This window comes from Fibrisoma limi BUZ 3 (assembly GCF_000296815.2).
GTDB lineage: Bacteria > Bacteroidota > Bacteroidia > Cytophagales > Spirosomataceae > Fibrisoma > Fibrisoma limi.
Genome location: NZ_CAIT01000005.1, coordinates 145,983 through 162,611, shown reverse-complemented (window position 1 = coordinate 162,611; position 16,629 = coordinate 145,983). Strand labels below are relative to the sequence as shown.

At 53.4% G+C, this 16,629-nt stretch carries 11 protein-coding genes; 2 read left to right on the top strand and 9 right to left on the bottom strand.

The window, feature by feature from the left end; translation table 11 throughout:
* Positions 1 to 38 precede the first annotated feature (38 nt).
* The 3 genes from BN8_RS05455 to BN8_RS05445 all read right to left on the bottom strand — a co-directional run bounded on the left by BN8_RS05455 (position 39) and on the right by BN8_RS05445 (position 5,947).
* Positions 39 to 3,833 (bottom strand): PVC-type heme-binding CxxCH protein, encoded by a 3,795-nt coding sequence (locus BN8_RS05455; protein WP_040005472.1) that lies wholly within the window; start codon positions 3,831 to 3,833, stop codon positions 39 to 41.
* 75 nt (positions 3,834 to 3,908) lie between these two features.
* Positions 3,909 to 5,027, bottom strand: coding sequence for a Gfo/Idh/MocA family protein (locus tag BN8_RS05450; protein ID WP_009280814.1), 1,119 nt, complete (start codon positions 5,025 to 5,027; stop codon positions 3,909 to 3,911).
* Between the two features lie 44 nt (positions 5,028 to 5,071).
* The gene (locus tag BN8_RS05445) at positions 5,072 to 5,947 is read right to left on the bottom strand and encodes a sugar phosphate isomerase/epimerase family protein (protein WP_009280813.1); all 876 of its coding nucleotides are present in this window, start codon (positions 5,945 to 5,947) and stop codon (positions 5,072 to 5,074) included.
* Positions 5,948 to 6,083: 136 nt separating this feature from the next.
* Between BN8_RS05445 and BN8_RS05440 the strand changes: the two genes are divergently transcribed.
* Positions 6,084 to 6,968, top strand: coding sequence for an AraC family transcriptional regulator (locus BN8_RS05440; RefSeq protein WP_009280812.1), 885 nt, complete (start codon positions 6,084 to 6,086; stop codon positions 6,966 to 6,968).
* Positions 6,969 to 7,053: 85 nt separating this feature from the next.
* Here BN8_RS05440 and BN8_RS05435 read toward each other — a convergent pair whose 3' ends face one another.
* Positions 7,054 to 8,559, bottom strand: coding sequence for a glycine--tRNA ligase (locus BN8_RS05435; RefSeq protein ID WP_009280811.1), 1,506 nt, complete (start codon positions 8,557 to 8,559; stop codon positions 7,054 to 7,056).
* A gap of 112 nt (positions 8,560 to 8,671) precedes the next feature.
* Here BN8_RS05435 and BN8_RS05430 point away from each other — a divergent pair, with 112 nt between their 5' ends.
* A complete protein-coding gene (locus BN8_RS05430; protein WP_009280810.1) occupies positions 8,672 to 9,673 on the top strand; it encodes a ComEA family DNA-binding protein in 1,002 nt (333 codons plus the stop codon).
* A gap of 85 nt (positions 9,674 to 9,758) precedes the next feature.
* Here BN8_RS05430 and BN8_RS05425 read toward each other — a convergent pair whose 3' ends face one another.
* The 5 genes from BN8_RS05425 to dnaE all read right to left on the bottom strand — a co-directional run bounded on the left by BN8_RS05425 (position 9,759) and on the right by dnaE (position 16,514).
* Complete coding sequence (locus tag BN8_RS05425) at positions 9,759 to 10,589, bottom strand: LOG family protein (protein WP_009280809.1); 831 nt, start codon at positions 10,587 to 10,589, stop codon at positions 9,759 to 9,761.
* A 227-nt stretch (positions 10,590 to 10,816) separates the two neighbouring features.
* Positions 10,817 to 12,034, bottom strand: coding sequence for a pyridoxal phosphate-dependent aminotransferase (locus BN8_RS05420; protein WP_009280808.1), 1,218 nt, complete (start codon positions 12,032 to 12,034; stop codon positions 10,817 to 10,819).
* A gap of 137 nt (positions 12,035 to 12,171) precedes the next feature.
* A complete protein-coding gene (gene trxA, locus BN8_RS05415) occupies positions 12,172 to 12,501 on the bottom strand; it encodes a thioredoxin (protein WP_009280807.1) in 330 nt (109 codons plus the stop codon).
* A gap of 140 nt (positions 12,502 to 12,641) precedes the next feature.
* Positions 12,642 to 12,869, bottom strand: coding sequence for a type II toxin-antitoxin system MqsA family antitoxin (locus tag BN8_RS05410; protein ID WP_040005471.1), 228 nt, complete (start codon positions 12,867 to 12,869; stop codon positions 12,642 to 12,644).
* 9 nt (positions 12,870 to 12,878) lie between these two features.
* Positions 12,879 to 16,514, bottom strand: coding sequence for a DNA polymerase III subunit alpha (gene dnaE / locus BN8_RS05405; protein WP_009280806.1), 3,636 nt, complete (start codon positions 16,512 to 16,514; stop codon positions 12,879 to 12,881).
* Between the last annotated feature and the right edge of the window lie 115 nt (positions 16,515 to 16,629).

The following is a 16,629-nucleotide window of genomic DNA, read 5'->3' as shown; positions in this document are numbered from 1 at the left end:
AATTTGCATTGCCAGCGCCTTACGAAATCTCAGCCGGTTTACTTCGCGTTGATCGCTTGTCCTGCTTTCATCACCCGCATCACCCCGTTCATCAGCCGCCAGTGGCCAGGGAAGGTACAGACGAACGGATAGTCACCAACCTGATCCGGCGCTTTGAACGTAAGCCGGTACGTCTGGTCAGGATTCACCAACGGCGATGCGGCAATCACCTGCGGAATCGACGGGACGTAGCTTTTTTCAGCCCCGTCCTTAGCGGTAATCAGTTTGTCGGCCGCGGCTCCGATTACCTCCAGTGACTTAGGCTTGCCGATCACGATGTTGTGCTGCATCGCGTCCGGATTTTCAAACACAACGACGATCGTTTTGCCCGCTGTTACCGTAAATTCTTTCTTGTCGAACTTCATGGCTTCCCGTACCGACTTGATCCGGATCACTTCGGCGTTCGGGTCAATATCATCGTCGGCAGAACGTAGCCCCCATGCCTGCATCAGCCGGTTCAAGCGGTTACGGCCATCTTCGGGCAAGGCATTGTTCAGACTAACCAAAAACGTTTTGGATTCGTCGGAAACGGTTCCCTTACGACGCGGATTCCAGCCTTCCGACAGTCCTTTGATGAGCGCCTGGCCGTCATCCGGATTCAGCTTCTGTGCCTGACGAAGCATGGCAACCACCGAATCGGCAGGAGCGGCTGCTGCGTAACTGCGGGCGGCCCGCTCCAGCGCAAACGTAGCCAGTTTCTGTGGCTGCCGATACACGAGCTTCTGCCGCATCGTGTTGTTAGCTTCGTTCCCCTCGGCAATCTGGTTGTCCTTGTCGACCGTAACAGTAACGTTGAAATCACCGGCCTGTTCGGCTTGGAACGTGATGTCACCTGTCCACGGACCGTTCGTATTTTTCGTGATGGTCACCGTCTCGCCCGGCGCAATGCCCGCGTTATGAACCAGACTGACCATATCGATCTTGCGGCCCGGCCCTTCGATTCGGATGCTTAGGGGCGTAACCGTTCCTTTCGGTACGGCGCCACCGCCCTGGTTTGTGACCTCAATCGCGATGCGGGATGTTTCCCGTACGAACGGCGACTTCGGATCGGCCGTGATCTTCGTAATGACCAGATCCGGCTGGTTGCCCTGCGATTTGCTTACCATCGGTGCCGTCGACGTACTGGCTACCATATCAGTCGGAGCGGATGCGGTGGATGCAGCGCCGTGACTCATCGACGAGTGGTCGTGCATGGCGGGTTTGGTAACCGCTCCGGTCGATACCTGCTTCATGTAGGCCTGCATCAACCGACCGCCGTGGCTGGTCATCACACACGCGAAAGCATCGGGTAGCCAGCGGTCGTCGTTTTCCGTAGCCTGGTTAAGCCGGGCCAGGATGGCTGTTTCTGCGTTTGCCGACAGCGGCATTTCCGACATGGCCAGCAACGTATTCAGGACCACTAGCGGCTCTTTATCGTTCAGTGCGTTGGCCTGAAGCAGCATGGTAGCACCGGCTTCAGTACGCGGTATTACCTGCACCATGGTTTTGCGAACGCCGGGGCACGGGTGCTTGAGCGCCGACGCGACCAGGTTGGCATCCAGGGCTGTCATGTCTGCATCGAGCCCTTTTAGCGTCCACAGCGCGTGGATAGCCGCCGGATTGATACCGATCTCATCGACCGACTGGTCTTTGACCAACTCGATCAGTTGCGGAACAACATCTTTCTGACCGCGCTCAACCAGCATCCGCTGGGCGTGCATCCGCCAGAACATGTTCTTATTTTTCAAAGCAGCTACCAGCTCCTGCGGGCGATCATTGCTCAGCGTCATGGGCGTATAGGCCGGAGCATTCTTGTAGCCCACGCGGTAGATGCGGCCGTGTGTAAAGTCGCGCAGATTGGTTTCGTAGGCGTTACCCGACCCATTCTGGAAGCCCTTCGGGGTTGGATTGTGTTGGATGATGAAGCTGTACCAGTCGACCACCCACACCGCACCGTCGGGACCAACTTCGGCAAATACCGGCGCGAACCACTCGTCAGCACCCGCCATGAGGTTGAAGCCATCAATATCCTCGAAATCCGTACCGTGTTTCTCCATGATGTTCTGGTGCACGATATGGCCAGTCGGTTCGCTTACGAACGCAATCTTGTTCCAGTATTTCTTCGGGAACGAGCGCGCCGTGTAGAAGTTATGGCCCGCAGCGGCCGTGAAGCCCCCGAATACGTCGACCTGCCGGACCTTCTCCGTAATCGGCTTCATGTCCTTGTGCGTATCCGTGCCCCGGCTACCGTTGGGCGCTCCTTTGAAATACCGATTCGGAATAGCCATGTACCAGCCGTGCGAGTTGTTGGCCGTTGAGCCGAACACATCGCCGGTTTCGTTAAAGGCCAGTCCCCAGGTATTATTCGACGTATTGGTGACGTATTCCAGTTTCGAGCCGTCGGGTTTGAAGCGGAAGAAGCCCTGGCCAAACCGCAGGCTGTCGGCGTCGCCCACCTTGCCATTGAAACCTGAGTACCCAACGCTGCCCCAGATCCAGTTGTCGAAGCCGTAGTGCAGATTGCTCGGCCCGGCGTGCGTATCGAACGTACCGAAACCAGTGAACAGAATCTTTTTCTCGTCGGCCTTGTCGTCGCCGTTCGTGTCTTTCAGGAACAGCATGTGCGGGGCCTGCGATACGATCAGCCCGCCGTTGGCAAACACCATCCCGGTCGGAATGCTCAGCCCCTCGGCAAAGTTGGTGAACTTATCGGCCTTGCCGTCTTTGTCGGTATCCTCGCAGATAACGATGTAGTCAGAGCCACCGCCCGGCTTACGCTCGTTCGGATAATCCTTGGTGATCAGCACAAACAACCGGCCACGTTCATCCCATGCCATAGCAATAGGGTGCATCACATTCGGCTCCTGAGCAAACAGATCAAGCGTGAAATCGACCGGCACCTGAATGTGCTTCATCGACTCCTCCGGCGACAGCGGCTTCTGCTGCAACTGCGCTCCAGGGCGCTTTTCGTAGTTCGGCAGTTGGGCTTCGTGATACGCAAACGGCTGCGGTTTAAGGTCATCGTGCAGCTTCTTCACCTTATCGCCAACCGCCCAGAGAATACCTTTTTCCAGCAACTGCTGAAAGCCCGGCTGGCTCCAGGTCCGTTCGTCGTGGCCGTAGGCGGTGTAGAACACACGACCTTTGCCATACGTCCGGGTCCAGGTATACGGTTCTTCCTTAACATTGGGCTTGTCCTTGGCCTGATCGGCTTTAATCTCGCGAACCGCCAGCACGTTGTTGTCGGCCTGTAGATGACTGTGCAGGTACGTTTCGTCGTAGGCTTTGAACGACTGTAGCCCCATTACGGCCGGATGCTCAGGCTGCGTGAACCGGGTCTGGATCGTATCCATCCGGTGCCGCCAGAACTGGCCACCAACCACTTTATCGACGTACTCAGCAGAGTTGCGGAAGCAAAACGACGCGCAGTGAACCGGAATCAGCCCGTGGCCGGCCGACACGTAGTCGAGCAGGGCTTTTTCCTGCGGCTTCGGAATGCTGTCCCAGTTGGCGAAGATCAGCAGACCGTCGTACTTGTTCAGGTTCTCCGGGTTCAGGTCTTCGAGCCGATCCGTGTACGTGATATTGATGCCTTTGCTTCCCAGCGCAGCCATCAGTTGCGGTACCCGCTCAATGGGTTTGTGGTGGCCGTTGTCGCCCAGAAACAGAATTTCAGTCCGGCGCGGCCGATCGTCGGCGGCCTGATTCTCCGCCGTAGTATTTGACCGGACCGACGTATTACTGCCCGACTGGCGGGCGCATTGGGTAAGCAAACCGCCTGCCGCAATGAGCGAGAAAAGAATGAGTTTTTTCATTGTAAACACAGAGAAAACAGAGGTATCACGGAGCCAAGTCGCTGCCTGCATCTCCGTCACCGCTGTGTTTAAGGGTTATACGTTCACAAAATCCGGGATATTCATCAGCTTGCCGCCGTTCATCGCCGACTCGTGCGCCAGAATACCCACGCTCGTCCAGTTGGCCGACTGAGCTGCGTTCGGGAAAGGGTCACGGTCCTCGACAATTGCCATCACAAATTCATGCGCCAGGTGCGGGTGCGAACCGCCGTGGCCGCTACCCTGCACAAATGACAGGTGCTGCTCATCCATATCGTACACGCCCTTCATCGTAAACTGCCGGATTTCTTCGGGAAGCAGGTGGGCGTAGTCAGGCACCGTTACGCGCTCCGGAATTTCGTGCTCGGCCTTTTTGGCGGTATGAACCACAGCCTCTTCACCCTCAATCAGCGGCCATTCAAACGACTTCTGCGAGCCATACACCTCGAAGCTTTCGCGGTACTGGCGCGCAACATCGAACAGCGACCGATACACGTAGGCCGACAGATCGCTATCCTTGAACTTGATATGCGCCGATTCAATGGCAAAGGGCGAATTGTGAATCTTGGCCAGTTCCTCCCGGATGGTTCCCGAACCGAAGCACGAAACGTAATCAGCTTCGAGCCTGAGCAAACCCGCCACCGGACCAACGCAGTGCGTCGCATAGTGCATCGGCGGCAGACCAGGCCAGTAGTCCGGCCAACCGTCCATGTCCTGCTGGTGGCTGGCTTTCAGAAACTGCACCTTGCCGAGTTCGCCTTTCTCATATAATTCCTTAACGAACAGAAACTCACGGCTGTATACCACCGTCTCCATCATCATATACTTCTTGCCCGACTCTTTGCACGCCTTCACGATTTCCATGCACTCGTCAACCGTAGTGGCCATTGGTACGGTGCAGGCGACGTGCTTGCCGGCCCGCAGGGCTTTTATGCTCTGTTCGGCGTGGTTTGGAATCGGTGAGTTGATATGAACGGCATCGACGGCCTCGTCTTTAAGCAGTTCGTCGTAATTACTGTAGCGCTTTTCGATGCCGAACGCGTCGCCGACCTTGTTCAGGTTCTCGACGTTACGCTGACAGATGGCGTACATATTCGTGTGCGGGTGACGCTGATAAATCGGGATGAACTCTGCGCCGAAACCGAGACCAACAATAGCAATGTTAACTTTCTGCATTTGACTGGTTAAATGTAGGACAAGTGCAAGCGCACTCGTTGGGTTTATAAATTGACTTGCACGGACGTAGCGACACCTACGCCTAATTTTTTCTGTATGAATGCCAGCCCATCGGTGACCAGTTGCTCCGGTGATTCGAACATGGGCCGGACAATGTGCGCAGCAGCCGCCAGATCGGCAGGCGTCAGACCAAAGGCCTCGATGGAAATAGTGCCGTCGTACTCGATGTCCCGCAGCACTTGAAACACGCCATTAAAATCAACATTGCCCTGGCCGGGTGTTGACCGATCGTTTTCAGAAATCTGGACGTGCACCAGATACGGAGCCGATTGGCGGAGGGCTTCGGCTACGTCTTTCTCTTCAATGTTAGCGTGGAACGTATCGTACATCAACCGGCAGTTCGGATGATCAACGGCCTCAACGTAGCGAATCAGATCGTCGGTACAGGTCAGCAGGTACGTTTCAAAACGGTTAAGGTATTCAATACCGAGCGTTACACCCTGACCAGCGGCATAGTCGGCAACTTCGCGCATCCCTTCCACCGACCAGGCCCATTCCTGCTTCGTAGCCGGACGCCCCGCGAACGTTTTGAAGCCCGAATGATACGGTCCGGTCAGCAGCGTTGCGCCCATAGCGACGGTGCAATCGATTACCGCTTTGAGTCGTTCGACGGCGGCCCGGCGAACGGATGCATCCGGGCTGATCAGGCTATACTCCGGCCCGCAGATAGAGCAGGCTACCCGCTCAAGACCCAGTCCATCCAGTTGCTCGCCAATACGTTCCCACTTAGCAATATCCGTATTGCTGATGGGCACTTCAACGAAATCAAAACCCGAATTTTTTAGAAACAGCAAGGTGTCAGACAGGTCCTCGTCCATGCTCGTTGTCCATAAAAACAGATTGACACCTATTTTATTCATACTTTGGCTACGTTAATTACTACAAACATAATGAGTAGGTCTGCTTGTAACTCGGCTTTTCTTAGCCAATACTGACTATATTTTACCTCGCTCAGCCTGAAACAATACTTTCGTCTGTCAAAAAGCAGGAAGATTCATGAAAACGGCCCTTCGTAAAGAGTTAGAACCCGTTGCGGCCTCGTTCACCGTGAAGGAACTGGTCGAACCGCACTTTGATCCCAACTGGCATTTTCACCCACACTACCAGCTATTTCTGGTGGAAGAAGGTACCGGTACGCGGTTTATCGGCGATTCGATTACGCCTTTTGGCGAAGGAGACCTCGTAATGATCGGCCCCAACCTGCCTCACCTGTGGCGGAGCGATAAGGCGTATTTCTGCAAACAATCGGGCCTGATGACCCGTGGGATCGTGGTTTATTTTACGCAGGATTTTCTGGGTACCGATTTTTTTCAGAAACAGGAAATGACCCGCCTGCGCCAGTTGATGGATTACGCCAAACGTGGGTTGGAATGGCGCGGTACTCAACCGGGCTCCACCCGCAGCCGGGCCGAAACGGCGTTGAAGGAACTGGTTCGTCAGCCCGCCGGCTTCGGTCGGTTGTTGACGCTGCTAACCCTGCTGAATGACCTGTCGTGCGCAATCGACCACCGGTTCATTACCAGCCTTGGTTATACCAACACGGTGAAGCCCTCGGAAACGGACCGGATGCAGCAGGTTCACGACTATGTGCTGAGCCATTTTCACGATGCCATCTGCCTCGATACGGTTGCCGATCTGGCCGGGATGACTCCCTCGGCTTTTTGCCGGTATTTTAAGGCCCGCGCCAACAAAACGTTCTTCGATTTTGTCTCCGAAGTGCGGATTGGCCACGCCTGCAAACTACTGATCGACGGCCGGCTGAACGTAACGCAGATCAGCTTCGACAGCGGCTTCCGCACCCTGTCAAATTTTAACCGGCAGTTTAAAGAGATTACTGGCCAGACGCCTTCGCAATACGTGCGTACCTATCGGGCGCTGTAAGGGAGACACAACCCCAGAAAAAAGCAAAGGGGCTAACCAAACGGTGGTGTTTAGTTAGCCCCCTAATGGATGTAAATCCTATCAGTTACAGTTTTTCCAATATCCGTTCCATCGACACGTCGTGACCGATGCGGGCTTTCAGTTCGTTGATATGAACACGCTCCTGAAGGGTCGTGTCGCGGTGGCGAATCGTTACGGTATCGTCTTCAAGCGTCTGGTAGTCAACGGCGATGCAGAACGGCGTTCCGATCAGGTCCTGCCGGGTGTAGCGCTTACCAATGGCGTCGCGTTCTTCGTAAACAACCCGGAACTCGCTCCGTAGCGACTTGACGATCTGCTCGGCTTTTTCGGGCAGGCCGTCTTTGCGCACCAGCGGGAACACAGCCGCTTTGATCGGAGCCAGCGCCGGATGCAGTTTCAGATACGTTCGCGTTTTCTGGTCTTCGCCTTCCCCAACAACTTCTTCGGTATAGGCATTGCAGAACACCGCCAGAAAGAGCCGATCCGCCCCAACCGATGTTTCGACTACGTACGGGATGTAGTTGCCATAGGGCTTACCCGTCGCCGGATCAATGTCATTATCAAAGTACTGCTGCTTCTTGCGCGAGAGTTCCTGGTGGCTTTTCAGGTCAAAATCCGTCCGCGAGTGAATCCCTTCAATTTCGCGGAAGCCAAACGGAAACTGGTACTCAATATCAACGGCCGCGTTGGCGTAGTGCGCCAGTTTCTCGTGGATGTGAAACTTCAGCTTTTCAGTCGGCAACCCTACCGCCTGGTGAAACTTCATCCGGGTGTCGCGCCAACGTTCGTACCACTCCATTTCGGTGCCGGGCCGGACGAAGAACTGCATCTCCATCTGCTCAAACTCCCGCATCCGGAACGTAAACTGCCGGGCCACGATCTCATTCCGGAACGCCTTACCGATCTGAGCGATACCAAAAGGCACTTTCATCCGGCCGGTTTTCTGTACGTTCAGAAAGTTAACGAAAATACCCTGCGCCGTTTCGGGACGAAGGTAAATCAAACTGGCATCTTCGGCCACCGAACCGACCTGCGTCGAGAACATCAGGTTGAACTGACGCACTTCCGTCCAGTTATCCGTGCCCGAAATGGGGTCTTTAATGCCTTCGCTGATGATCAATTCCCGAACACCATTCAAATCGCCCGCATCCAGCAACCGACCCATTTCGTGCAGCAGTTCCTGCCCTTTCTCGGGCTGACCATTAGCGGCATATTCTTCGGCTTTTCCTTCCAGCAGTTGGTCAGCGCGGTACCGTTTTTTGGAATCCCGGTTATCGATCATCGGGTCGTTGAACGAGTCCACGTGCCCCGACGCCTTCCACGTCAGCGGGTGCATAAAAATGGCCGCGTCGATCCCAACCACATTGTCGTTGAGCTGCGTCATGGCCTTCCACCACAGCGTTTTAAGGTTATTTTTCAGCTCTACCCCGTTCTGCCCGTAATCGTATACAGCCTGAAGGCCGTCGTAGATTTCGGAAGAAGGAAATACAAAGCCGTATTCTTTGGCATGGCCAATAATGTCCTGAAGCGAAGTAGCCGGAGCGCCGGCTGTTGGAGTATTCGTCGTCATAGTGGCGGCAAAATTACATAAGCGACTGAATTAATTTGCCCGCCGGTTGGATTTCAACTCTCTAAGTCACTTATCTTGCCAATTTATTTTACCAACCGTAACGATAACTTTCATGTTCAATCGCTTCCAGTCGCTCATCCGCGACTATTTCGGCATGTCCCATAAAGAAAGTCGGGGCTTTGTCGTCGTGATTTTTCTAACGCTGCTTTGCCTGCTTATTCCCTTTCTGTACCGCTACCTTGTGCCCGATACCGTTGTCGATACGTCGGCCGCTGATCAGCGAAAACTTGACAGCCTGGTAGCCCTGATGCAGACGGAGACGACAAAGCAGGATGCCGAACGCCAGAGCCACTACGCCAGTGACCGCAACCGAACCACCGCTGAGCATTTCAGCGAGCCCAAACTGTTTCCCTTCGACCCCAATACAGTGAGCGTTACGCAGTGGCAGCAACTGGGTCTGCCGCGCTGGATGGCCGAGCGTATCGACAAATACCGTAGCAAAGGGGGTCAGTTTCGCAAAAAAGAAGATCTGCTGAAAATCTATGACTTTCCGCCCGACCTGTACGATCAGTTGGAGCCGTATATTGTTTTGAAAGGAGGAAGGGGAGGAAAGGAGGAGGGAGAAAGGAGCTTCGCTGCGTTCAGCGATAAGCCGTATGCCAATGAATCGGGTCGATCTTCGGAAAGACCTTCCTTTCCGGAGAAAGCTAAACCTGCCCTCCAGCCGTTTGATATCAACACGGCCGATACGTCGCAACTGATTGCGCTAAAAGGTATTGGGTCAACGCTCGCCGGACGAATCGTTAAATTCCGCGATGCCCTGGGCGGCTTCGTGTCGACTGACCAATTCCACGACGTTTACGGCCTGGATTCGCTGGCTTTGGATGAGTTGCAGAAGTTTGGTAAAATTCAGTCGGCACCACGAAAAATACCGGTCAACACAGCCACCGCCGAAGCCCTGGATCGGCACCCCTTCCTGTCGCGCCGGCAAGCCGAAATCATCGTCAAGTACCGCGAACAGCACGGGGCCTACACCTCCGCGGAGTCGCTCCGCCCGATTCGAATCCTGGACGCCAAAACGATCGAGAAGATAGCGCCGTATCTAGAATTTTGAGGAGGAAAGCAGGAAGGAGGAAAGGAGAAAAGGATGGCTACCGGGCGATTCCCTCCTCCTTTCCTCCCCTCCTCCTTTTCTCCTTCTAAAAATTAGGCTTCAGCAGGTATTTGGCGTAGAACGCGTCAATCACCTCCACGGCTTCGGTTGGGGTATCAACCAGGCTGATCAGTTTCATATCCTCGGGGTTGATGTTATGTTCCTGGCCCAGCATAACCTCCGTGATCCAGTCAATCAGACCCTGCCAGTACGACCGACCAACAAGCACAATCGGGAAGCGGGCTATCTTCTTGGTCTGGATCAACGTTATGGCCTCGAAAAGTTCATCGAGTGTGCCCATACCGCCCGGCATCACAATAAAGCCCTGGGCATATTTGACAAACATGACCTTCCGGACAAAGAAGAAATCGAAATTGATACTCTTGTCCGGATCAATGTAGATGTTGCTATGCTGTTCAAACGGGAGTTTGATATTCAGACCAACGGATTTACCACCTTGTTCAAAAGCTCCTTTGTTACCGGCTTCCATGATACCAGGACCACCACCCGTAATCACACCGTAGCCGTGTCGAACCAGTTTGGCGGCAATCTCCTCGGCCATCTTGTAATACGGGTTATCAGGTCTGGTCCGGGCTGATCCAAAAATGGACACACAAGGGCCAATCTGTGCCAGTTTATCGAAACCTTCAACGAACTCGGCCATTACTTTAAAAATAACCCAGGAGTCGGCGGTTTTAACTTCGTTCCAGTTCCGGTCCTGAAAGGCTTCCTTGATCCGTTGTTCGTCGGGCGTTAAAAGTAACTCGTCACGCTTTGGTAGATCTTTGGCTATCTGGTTTGGGCTCTGGGTTTCTGAGCGTTGCATCGTCGATGTTGATGTCACCGAAACGGCTGCATTTTCTTTTGTTTCTTCCATACTTTCTGCAAAAACGGTGAGTCCTAACTCGTACACACTGTTTGGTTAATTTGTAAACCGCCCGCGTCTGCTCACTGACGTCAGCCATACACGTCGGTAATTTGCATCAAGGCGGAATGTAATAACGAATATTTCAGGTGAAAGTTTCCCGTAGCGTATTATGTAATTATTGTGGTCCGCCCACCTAATTTGCCGTTAACGTAATGAGTAGTTACCCGCTGATCGGCTTACGCGATACGTCGGCTTTCCAGAAACGCTTCGATGCGGTCGAGCGCCACCGTCAACTCGTCAACCGTTGGCAGGCATACGATACGGAAATGGTCGTTGTGTACGTAGTTAAAGCCCGTTCCTGCCACAACCAGCACCTTTTGCTCAGTCAGCAGGTCGTACACAAACTGGTTATCGTCGGCAAGCCGGAAACGATCGAGATCAAGTTTGGGAAAGATATAAAGTGCCCCTTTGGGCTTCACACACGACACGCCCGGAATGGCCACCATTCGGTCGTAGGCCAGCATGATTTGCTTATGCAGCCGGCCACTGGGCGCTATCAGATCGTTGATGCTTTGGTATCCCCCCAGCGCCGTCTGGATCGCATACTGCGTCGGGACGTTCGCGCATAGCCGCATGCTGGCCAGCAACGTGAGTCCTTCAATGTATGATTTTGCCTTCTGCTTGGCTCCGCTCAGGATCAGCCAGCCACCACGAAACCCAGCCGCCCGGTAGTTCTTGGACAGCCCGCCCATCGTAATGCATAACGTATCGTGCACATTTTTGGCGATGGGGTGATGCGTTGCCCCATCGTACAGAATCTTGTCGTAGATCTCGTCCGAGAACACGATGATTTTGTGTTTTTCGGCGATGCGGGCAATGCCTTCCAGTACAGCCTTATCATAGACAGCACCGGTCGGGTTGTTTGGGTTGATAACCACAACGGCCCGGGTACGGGGCGTAATTTTACGCTCAATATCGGCCAGATCGGGATTCCAGTCGGCAGCTTCGTCGCAGATGTAATGAACGGGCCGACCACCGCAAAGGGCTACCGATGTGGTCCAGAGCGGATAATCCGGCGAAGGTACCAACACCTCATCGCCCTCGTTAATCAGCGCCTGCATCGATAACAGAATCAACTCACTAACGCCGTTTCCAATAAAGATGTCATTGATGGTTATACCCGGCAGGCCGATGTTCTGAGTATGGTGCATCACCGCCTTGCGGGCCGCAAACAACCCGCGTGAGTCGGAATAGCCCTGCGCGTTGCGGATATTCAGGATAATATCGTGGACAATTTCGTCGGGTGTATCAAAACCGAAAGGCGCAGGATTACCAATGTTCAGGCTGATGATTTTATACCCCTGACTTTCCAGTTCGAGGGCCTTTTCGTAGACCGGTCCCCGGATATCGTACTTCAAGTTAGTGAGCCGTTCGCTCTTCAGAATTTCCTCCATACTAGCAACATACTGGCTTCCAAAGCCGGACCGCAAAGGTACAAAAACTGTTGACCCTCATCTGGTTTAAGTTGCCACAAAAAAGCTGACCCCGGACGTTAATTCGTCCGGGGTCAGCTTCATCTATGTTTTACCGATTACAGCGCGGCTTGTAATTTCTGCTCCAGGATGTTTTTCGGTACGGCACCGATTACTTTATCGACCAACTGACCGTTTTTGAAAACCATCAGTGTCGGGATGCTGCGGATGCCGAATTGCTGCGGCACGCGGGCGTTCTGATCAACGTCCATTTTGGCGATAACGGCTTTGCCTTCGTATTCGTCGGCCAGTTGCTCTACAACCGGACCGATCATTTTACAAGGACCACACCATTCGGCCCAGAAATCTACCAATACCGGTTTATCGGAATTAATTAAATCGTTAAAGTTCGCGTCAGTTGCTTCAAAGGCGCGTGATCCTGCTGCCATGACTAAACGAGTTTTATGTGTGTAAATAAGATTCTACACCATAAACCGTTTTAATACGGATAAGTTCCGGCTAGGCTATAGTGCGGATCATGAGCTAATAGATTCCAAAACCTGTATAGCCGTATTAATAGTATCAGGCGTTAAGCAGCTTGCAGACGAACAACTTCAACTTCAGCCCCCCTGGCCACTGCGTCTTCTACCTGCGTGAGCAGTCGGCGAGTTATATCCGCATCGAAATATTTTTCACCACAGTTGTCACAGATTTGAGCCGGAACGTCTTTAAAAACCACTATAGCTCCGTTTCTCTCCAACGTGACAGTGGTTAAACCCGGCTCAGGAGTGCCCATTTTACAGGTTAAGCAGATCATATTTCTCCATTACGCCACCTTGCATGTCACCCCGTCCAGGCTATCCAGCGCCCGCAGCAACGTATTAGATGGGGCAACCTTTACTGTCCGCGACAGCAGACTTACCTCGATCCGCTCGATGGGGTCGGCTACGTTCAGTAGCAATGTACACGTACCGGGGTGCGCGTTTATCAGTTCTGTTATCTTAGCGATCAGTTGAGCATTTACGGAATCCAGCGATAACGAGACACGTAGCTCTTTACAGAACTTATCGCGCATCTCACTGAGCAGCCGCATACTTGTCGGCTTGAACTCCAGTTGGTCGGAGTTCCAGCGGTTTTGCGTCTTACCCGTTATGTGCAGGAAGCGACCCACCTCCACGTACTGCGCCATCCGTACATAGTCGTCGCCGAACAGGGTCATCTCGACAGAGGTACTATAGTCCTCAAACTTGAAGATCATGAAGGGATTACCATTCCGGGCAATCTTCGTCTGCACCGCTGATACGATACCACCGACCTTGATTTCGGGTTGGCGCGTCTCGTATAACTTATCCAGCGTACAGTTGCAGAACCCTTCCAGTTCGAGCTTAAACTCATCGAGCGGGTGACCGGTGATGTAGAAACCAACTACGTCCTTCTCAAACTTGAGTTTCTCAATCTGGTTCCATTCCTGCACCACCGGCGCTTTAGGACGCGGCAGCATCGGCTCGCCCCCCGTCAGCGCGCCAAACAACGATTGTTGGGCCGCGGCTTTCTCGGCGTGGTAGTTGTTGGCATACCGGATAATTTTTTCCAGGAAGGGGCTGGTTTCCGTGGGCGGCACATCGAAATACTGCGCCCGATGGTATTCATCCAACGCGTCGAACGCTCCGGCATATGCCAGCGATTCGAGGGTTTTCTTATTCACCGTCCGGAGGTTAACCCGGATGGCAAAGTCGAAAATATCCTGATACGGACCACCCGCCTGCCGCTCCTCAATGATGGCTTCCACGGCCGCGTCACCGGCACCTTTGATACCACCCAGACCGAATCGGATTTCGCCTTTGGCGTTTACGCCAAACACCCGCTCCGATTCGTTGACATCGGGGCCGAGCACCGGAATACCCAGATTTTTACACTCCTCCAGGAAGAACGTGATTTTTTCAATGTTACCAAGGCAGCTTGTCAGGACGGCCGCCATGTACTCCGATGGGTAGTACGTTTTAAGGTAAGCCGTCTGATACGCCACAAACGCGTAGCAGGTCGAGTGCGACTTGTTAAAGGCATAGGAAGCAAAGGCCTCCCAGTCGCTCCAGACTTTCTCGCAGATTTTCAGGTTCAGGCCGTTGGCTGAGCAGCCGTCCATAAACTTGCCCTTCATCTTGTCGAGCACGTCCTTCTGCTTCTTACCCATTGCCTTCCGCAGTACGTCAGCGTCGCCTTTGGTAAAGTTGCCGAGCTTCTGCGAGAGGAGCATCAATTGCTCCTGATAGACCGTAATGCCATACGTATCGGCCAGAAACTCCTCCATTTCGGGTAGGTCGTATTTGACCTCCTCACGGCCGTGCTTCCGGTTAATGTAGTTCGGGATGTACTGAATCGGGCCCGGACGGTACAGGGCGTTCATAGCAATGAGGTCCTCAAAGCGGTCAGGCTTCAGGTCCTTCATGTGCTTTTTCATACCGTCGGATTCGAACTGGAAGATAGCGTTGGTTTCGCCCCGCTGGAACAGTTCGTAGGCTTTCGGATCGTCAAGCGGAATATCGTCGATATCCGTTTCAACCCCATTGATTATTAATCCACCGTGATTTTGCTTGATAAGCCGCAGGCACTCCTTGATGATCGTCAGGTTGCGCAACCCCAGGAAGTCCATCTTGATAACGCCCGCATCCTCAATCACCTTACCCTCATATTGGGTGATGATGAGGTTGGTATCTTTTGACGTAGAGACCGGCACGATGTTCGACAGATCGTCGGGCGCAATGATGATCCCGGCCGCGTGAACGCCCGTGTTCCGAACAGTACCTTCCAGCCGACGCGCCTGTTGCAATACGTTCTGAACTTTCTCCGTATCGATCAGTTTCATGGCCCGCCCCACGCTTTGGTCACCGGCTTCGAGCGCCCGCATCTTCTTTACATTATCAACCTCTTCAGGCTGAATAATATTTGCCAGTCCGCCGGGGCCATCAATCGGATCTTCAAAAATCCGTCTCAGGGTCATATTATAGGTCGGCTTATCCGGCACGAGTTTCGCCAGGGCATTGGCATCCGGCAGCGGCAAGTCCATCACCCGCCCTACGTCCTTAATGGCCGATTTAGCCGCCATGGTACCATACGTAACAATGGCCGCCACCTGCTGCTTGCCGTACTTATCAACCACGTAGTCGATTACCCGTTGACGGCCTTCGTCGTCGAAGTCCGTATCAATATCGGGCATTGACTTCCGGTCGGGGTTCAGGAAACGCTCGAACAGCAGATCGTATTTGATGGGGTCGATGTTGGTAATACCGATGCAGTAGGCCACCGCGCTACCGGCCGCTGAGCCCCGCCCCGGCCCCACCATCACGCCCAGATCCCGACCCGCTTTGATAAAGTCAGCGACGATCAGGAAGTAACCGGCGAAGCCCATCGTCTTTATCGTAAACAACTCAAAATCAAGCCGTTCCTGTGCTTTTTGATCGATCTCACCCCACCGTTTTTTGGCTCCTTCGAACGTGAGGTGTTTCAGATACTCCCACTGATTGGCTACGTCATCGTCGTGGAGCTGAAATTCACGTGGGATGGGGAAGTTAGGCAGCAGAATGTCCCGCTTGAGTTTCAGCACTTCTACCTTGTCGACAATCTCGTTAGTATTGTCTATGGCTTCGGGTAAGTCGTGAAACAGCGTGGTCATCTCCTGGGTGTTCTTGAAATAGAACTGGTCGGAGAAGAACGCGAATCGGGTACCTTTCTTGGGTCCTTCTTCGTCGTTGAATTCTTTTTCGGAGGGCGTCGCCAGCTTTTCGCCGGTGTTCACGCACAGCAGAATATCATGAGCAACCCAGTCGTCGCGGTCCACGTAGTGCGAATCGTTCGACGCAATGATCTTGACGTTGTACTTACGGGCAAACTTGACCAGCACCTCGTTGGCTTTGATCTGATCGGGTATATCATGGCGCTGAAGTTCAACGTAGTAGTCCTCACCAAAGCGATCGAGCCACCATTTAAACTCTTTTTCGCCTTCCGCTTCTCCTTTTTTAAGGATCGTTTTCGGTACAATGGCTCCGATGCAGCACGTAGTCGCAATCAGCCCCTCTTTATACTGGTCGATCAGGGCTTTGGTAATACGCGGGTACTTGCCGTACAAGCCCTCCATGTACCCCAGCGAGCAGAGTTTCGCCAGGTTTTTGTACCCCTGCGGGTTCTTAGCCAGCAACAACTGGTGGTAGCGAACGTCCTTGACCTCTTTGGTAAACTGCTTGCGGGTATGATCTTCTACCACGTAGAACTCGCAGCCAACGATGGGCTTGATGCCCTGTTTGCTGGCTTCGGCCACGAACTCAAACACACCGAACATATTACCGTGGTCAGTGATGGCAACGGCGGGCATATTATCCGCTTTGGCCTTTTTGACCAGTTTCTTAATGTCGGCTTGCCCGTCGAGCAGGGAGTATTGCGTGTGGCAGTGGAGGTGGGAGAATTGCATACGTCAGTACTGAGATTACGCCGTTTAACCTGATTATGTTGAGAAGTTAACAGGGTAAAAATAGGCAACTGGACTCTTGGTTAAAAGGACCCAGGCTAATAAAAAACGTAATCAG

Coding starts and splice junctions, on each gene's coding strand:
- BN8_RS05440 (WP_009280812.1), top strand. CDS start 6,084: ATGAAAACGGCCCTTCGTAAAGAGTTAGAACCCGTTGCGGCCTCGTTC.
- BN8_RS05430 (WP_009280810.1), top strand. CDS start 8,672: ATGTTCAATCGCTTCCAGTCGCTCATCCGCGACTATTTCGGCATGTCC.
- BN8_RS05435 (WP_009280811.1), bottom strand. CDS start 8,559: ATGACGACGAATACTCCAACAGCCGGCGCTCCGGCTACTTCGCTTCAG.
- BN8_RS05420 (WP_009280808.1), bottom strand. CDS start 12,034: ATGGAGGAAATTCTGAAGAGCGAACGGCTCACTAACTTGAAGTACGAT.
- dnaE (WP_009280806.1), bottom strand. CDS start 16,514: ATGCAATTCTCCCACCTCCACTGCCACACGCAATACTCCCTGCTCGAC.
- BN8_RS05410 (WP_040005471.1), bottom strand. CDS start 12,869: ATGATCTGCTTAACCTGTAAAATGGGCACTCCTGAGCCGGGTTTAACC.
- BN8_RS05450 (WP_009280814.1), bottom strand. CDS start 5,027: ATGCAGAAAGTTAACATTGCTATTGTTGGTCTCGGTTTCGGCGCAGAG.
- trxA (WP_009280807.1), bottom strand. CDS start 12,501: ATGGCAGCAGGATCACGCGCCTTTGAAGCAACTGACGCGAACTTTAAC.
- BN8_RS05425 (WP_009280809.1), bottom strand. CDS start 10,589: ATGGAAGAAACAAAAGAAAATGCAGCCGTTTCGGTGACATCAACATCG.
- BN8_RS05455 (WP_040005472.1), bottom strand. CDS start 3,833: ATGAAAAAACTCATTCTTTTCTCGCTCATTGCGGCAGGCGGTTTGCTT.
- BN8_RS05445 (WP_009280813.1), bottom strand. CDS start 5,947: ATGAATAAAATAGGTGTCAATCTGTTTTTATGGACAACGAGCATGGAC.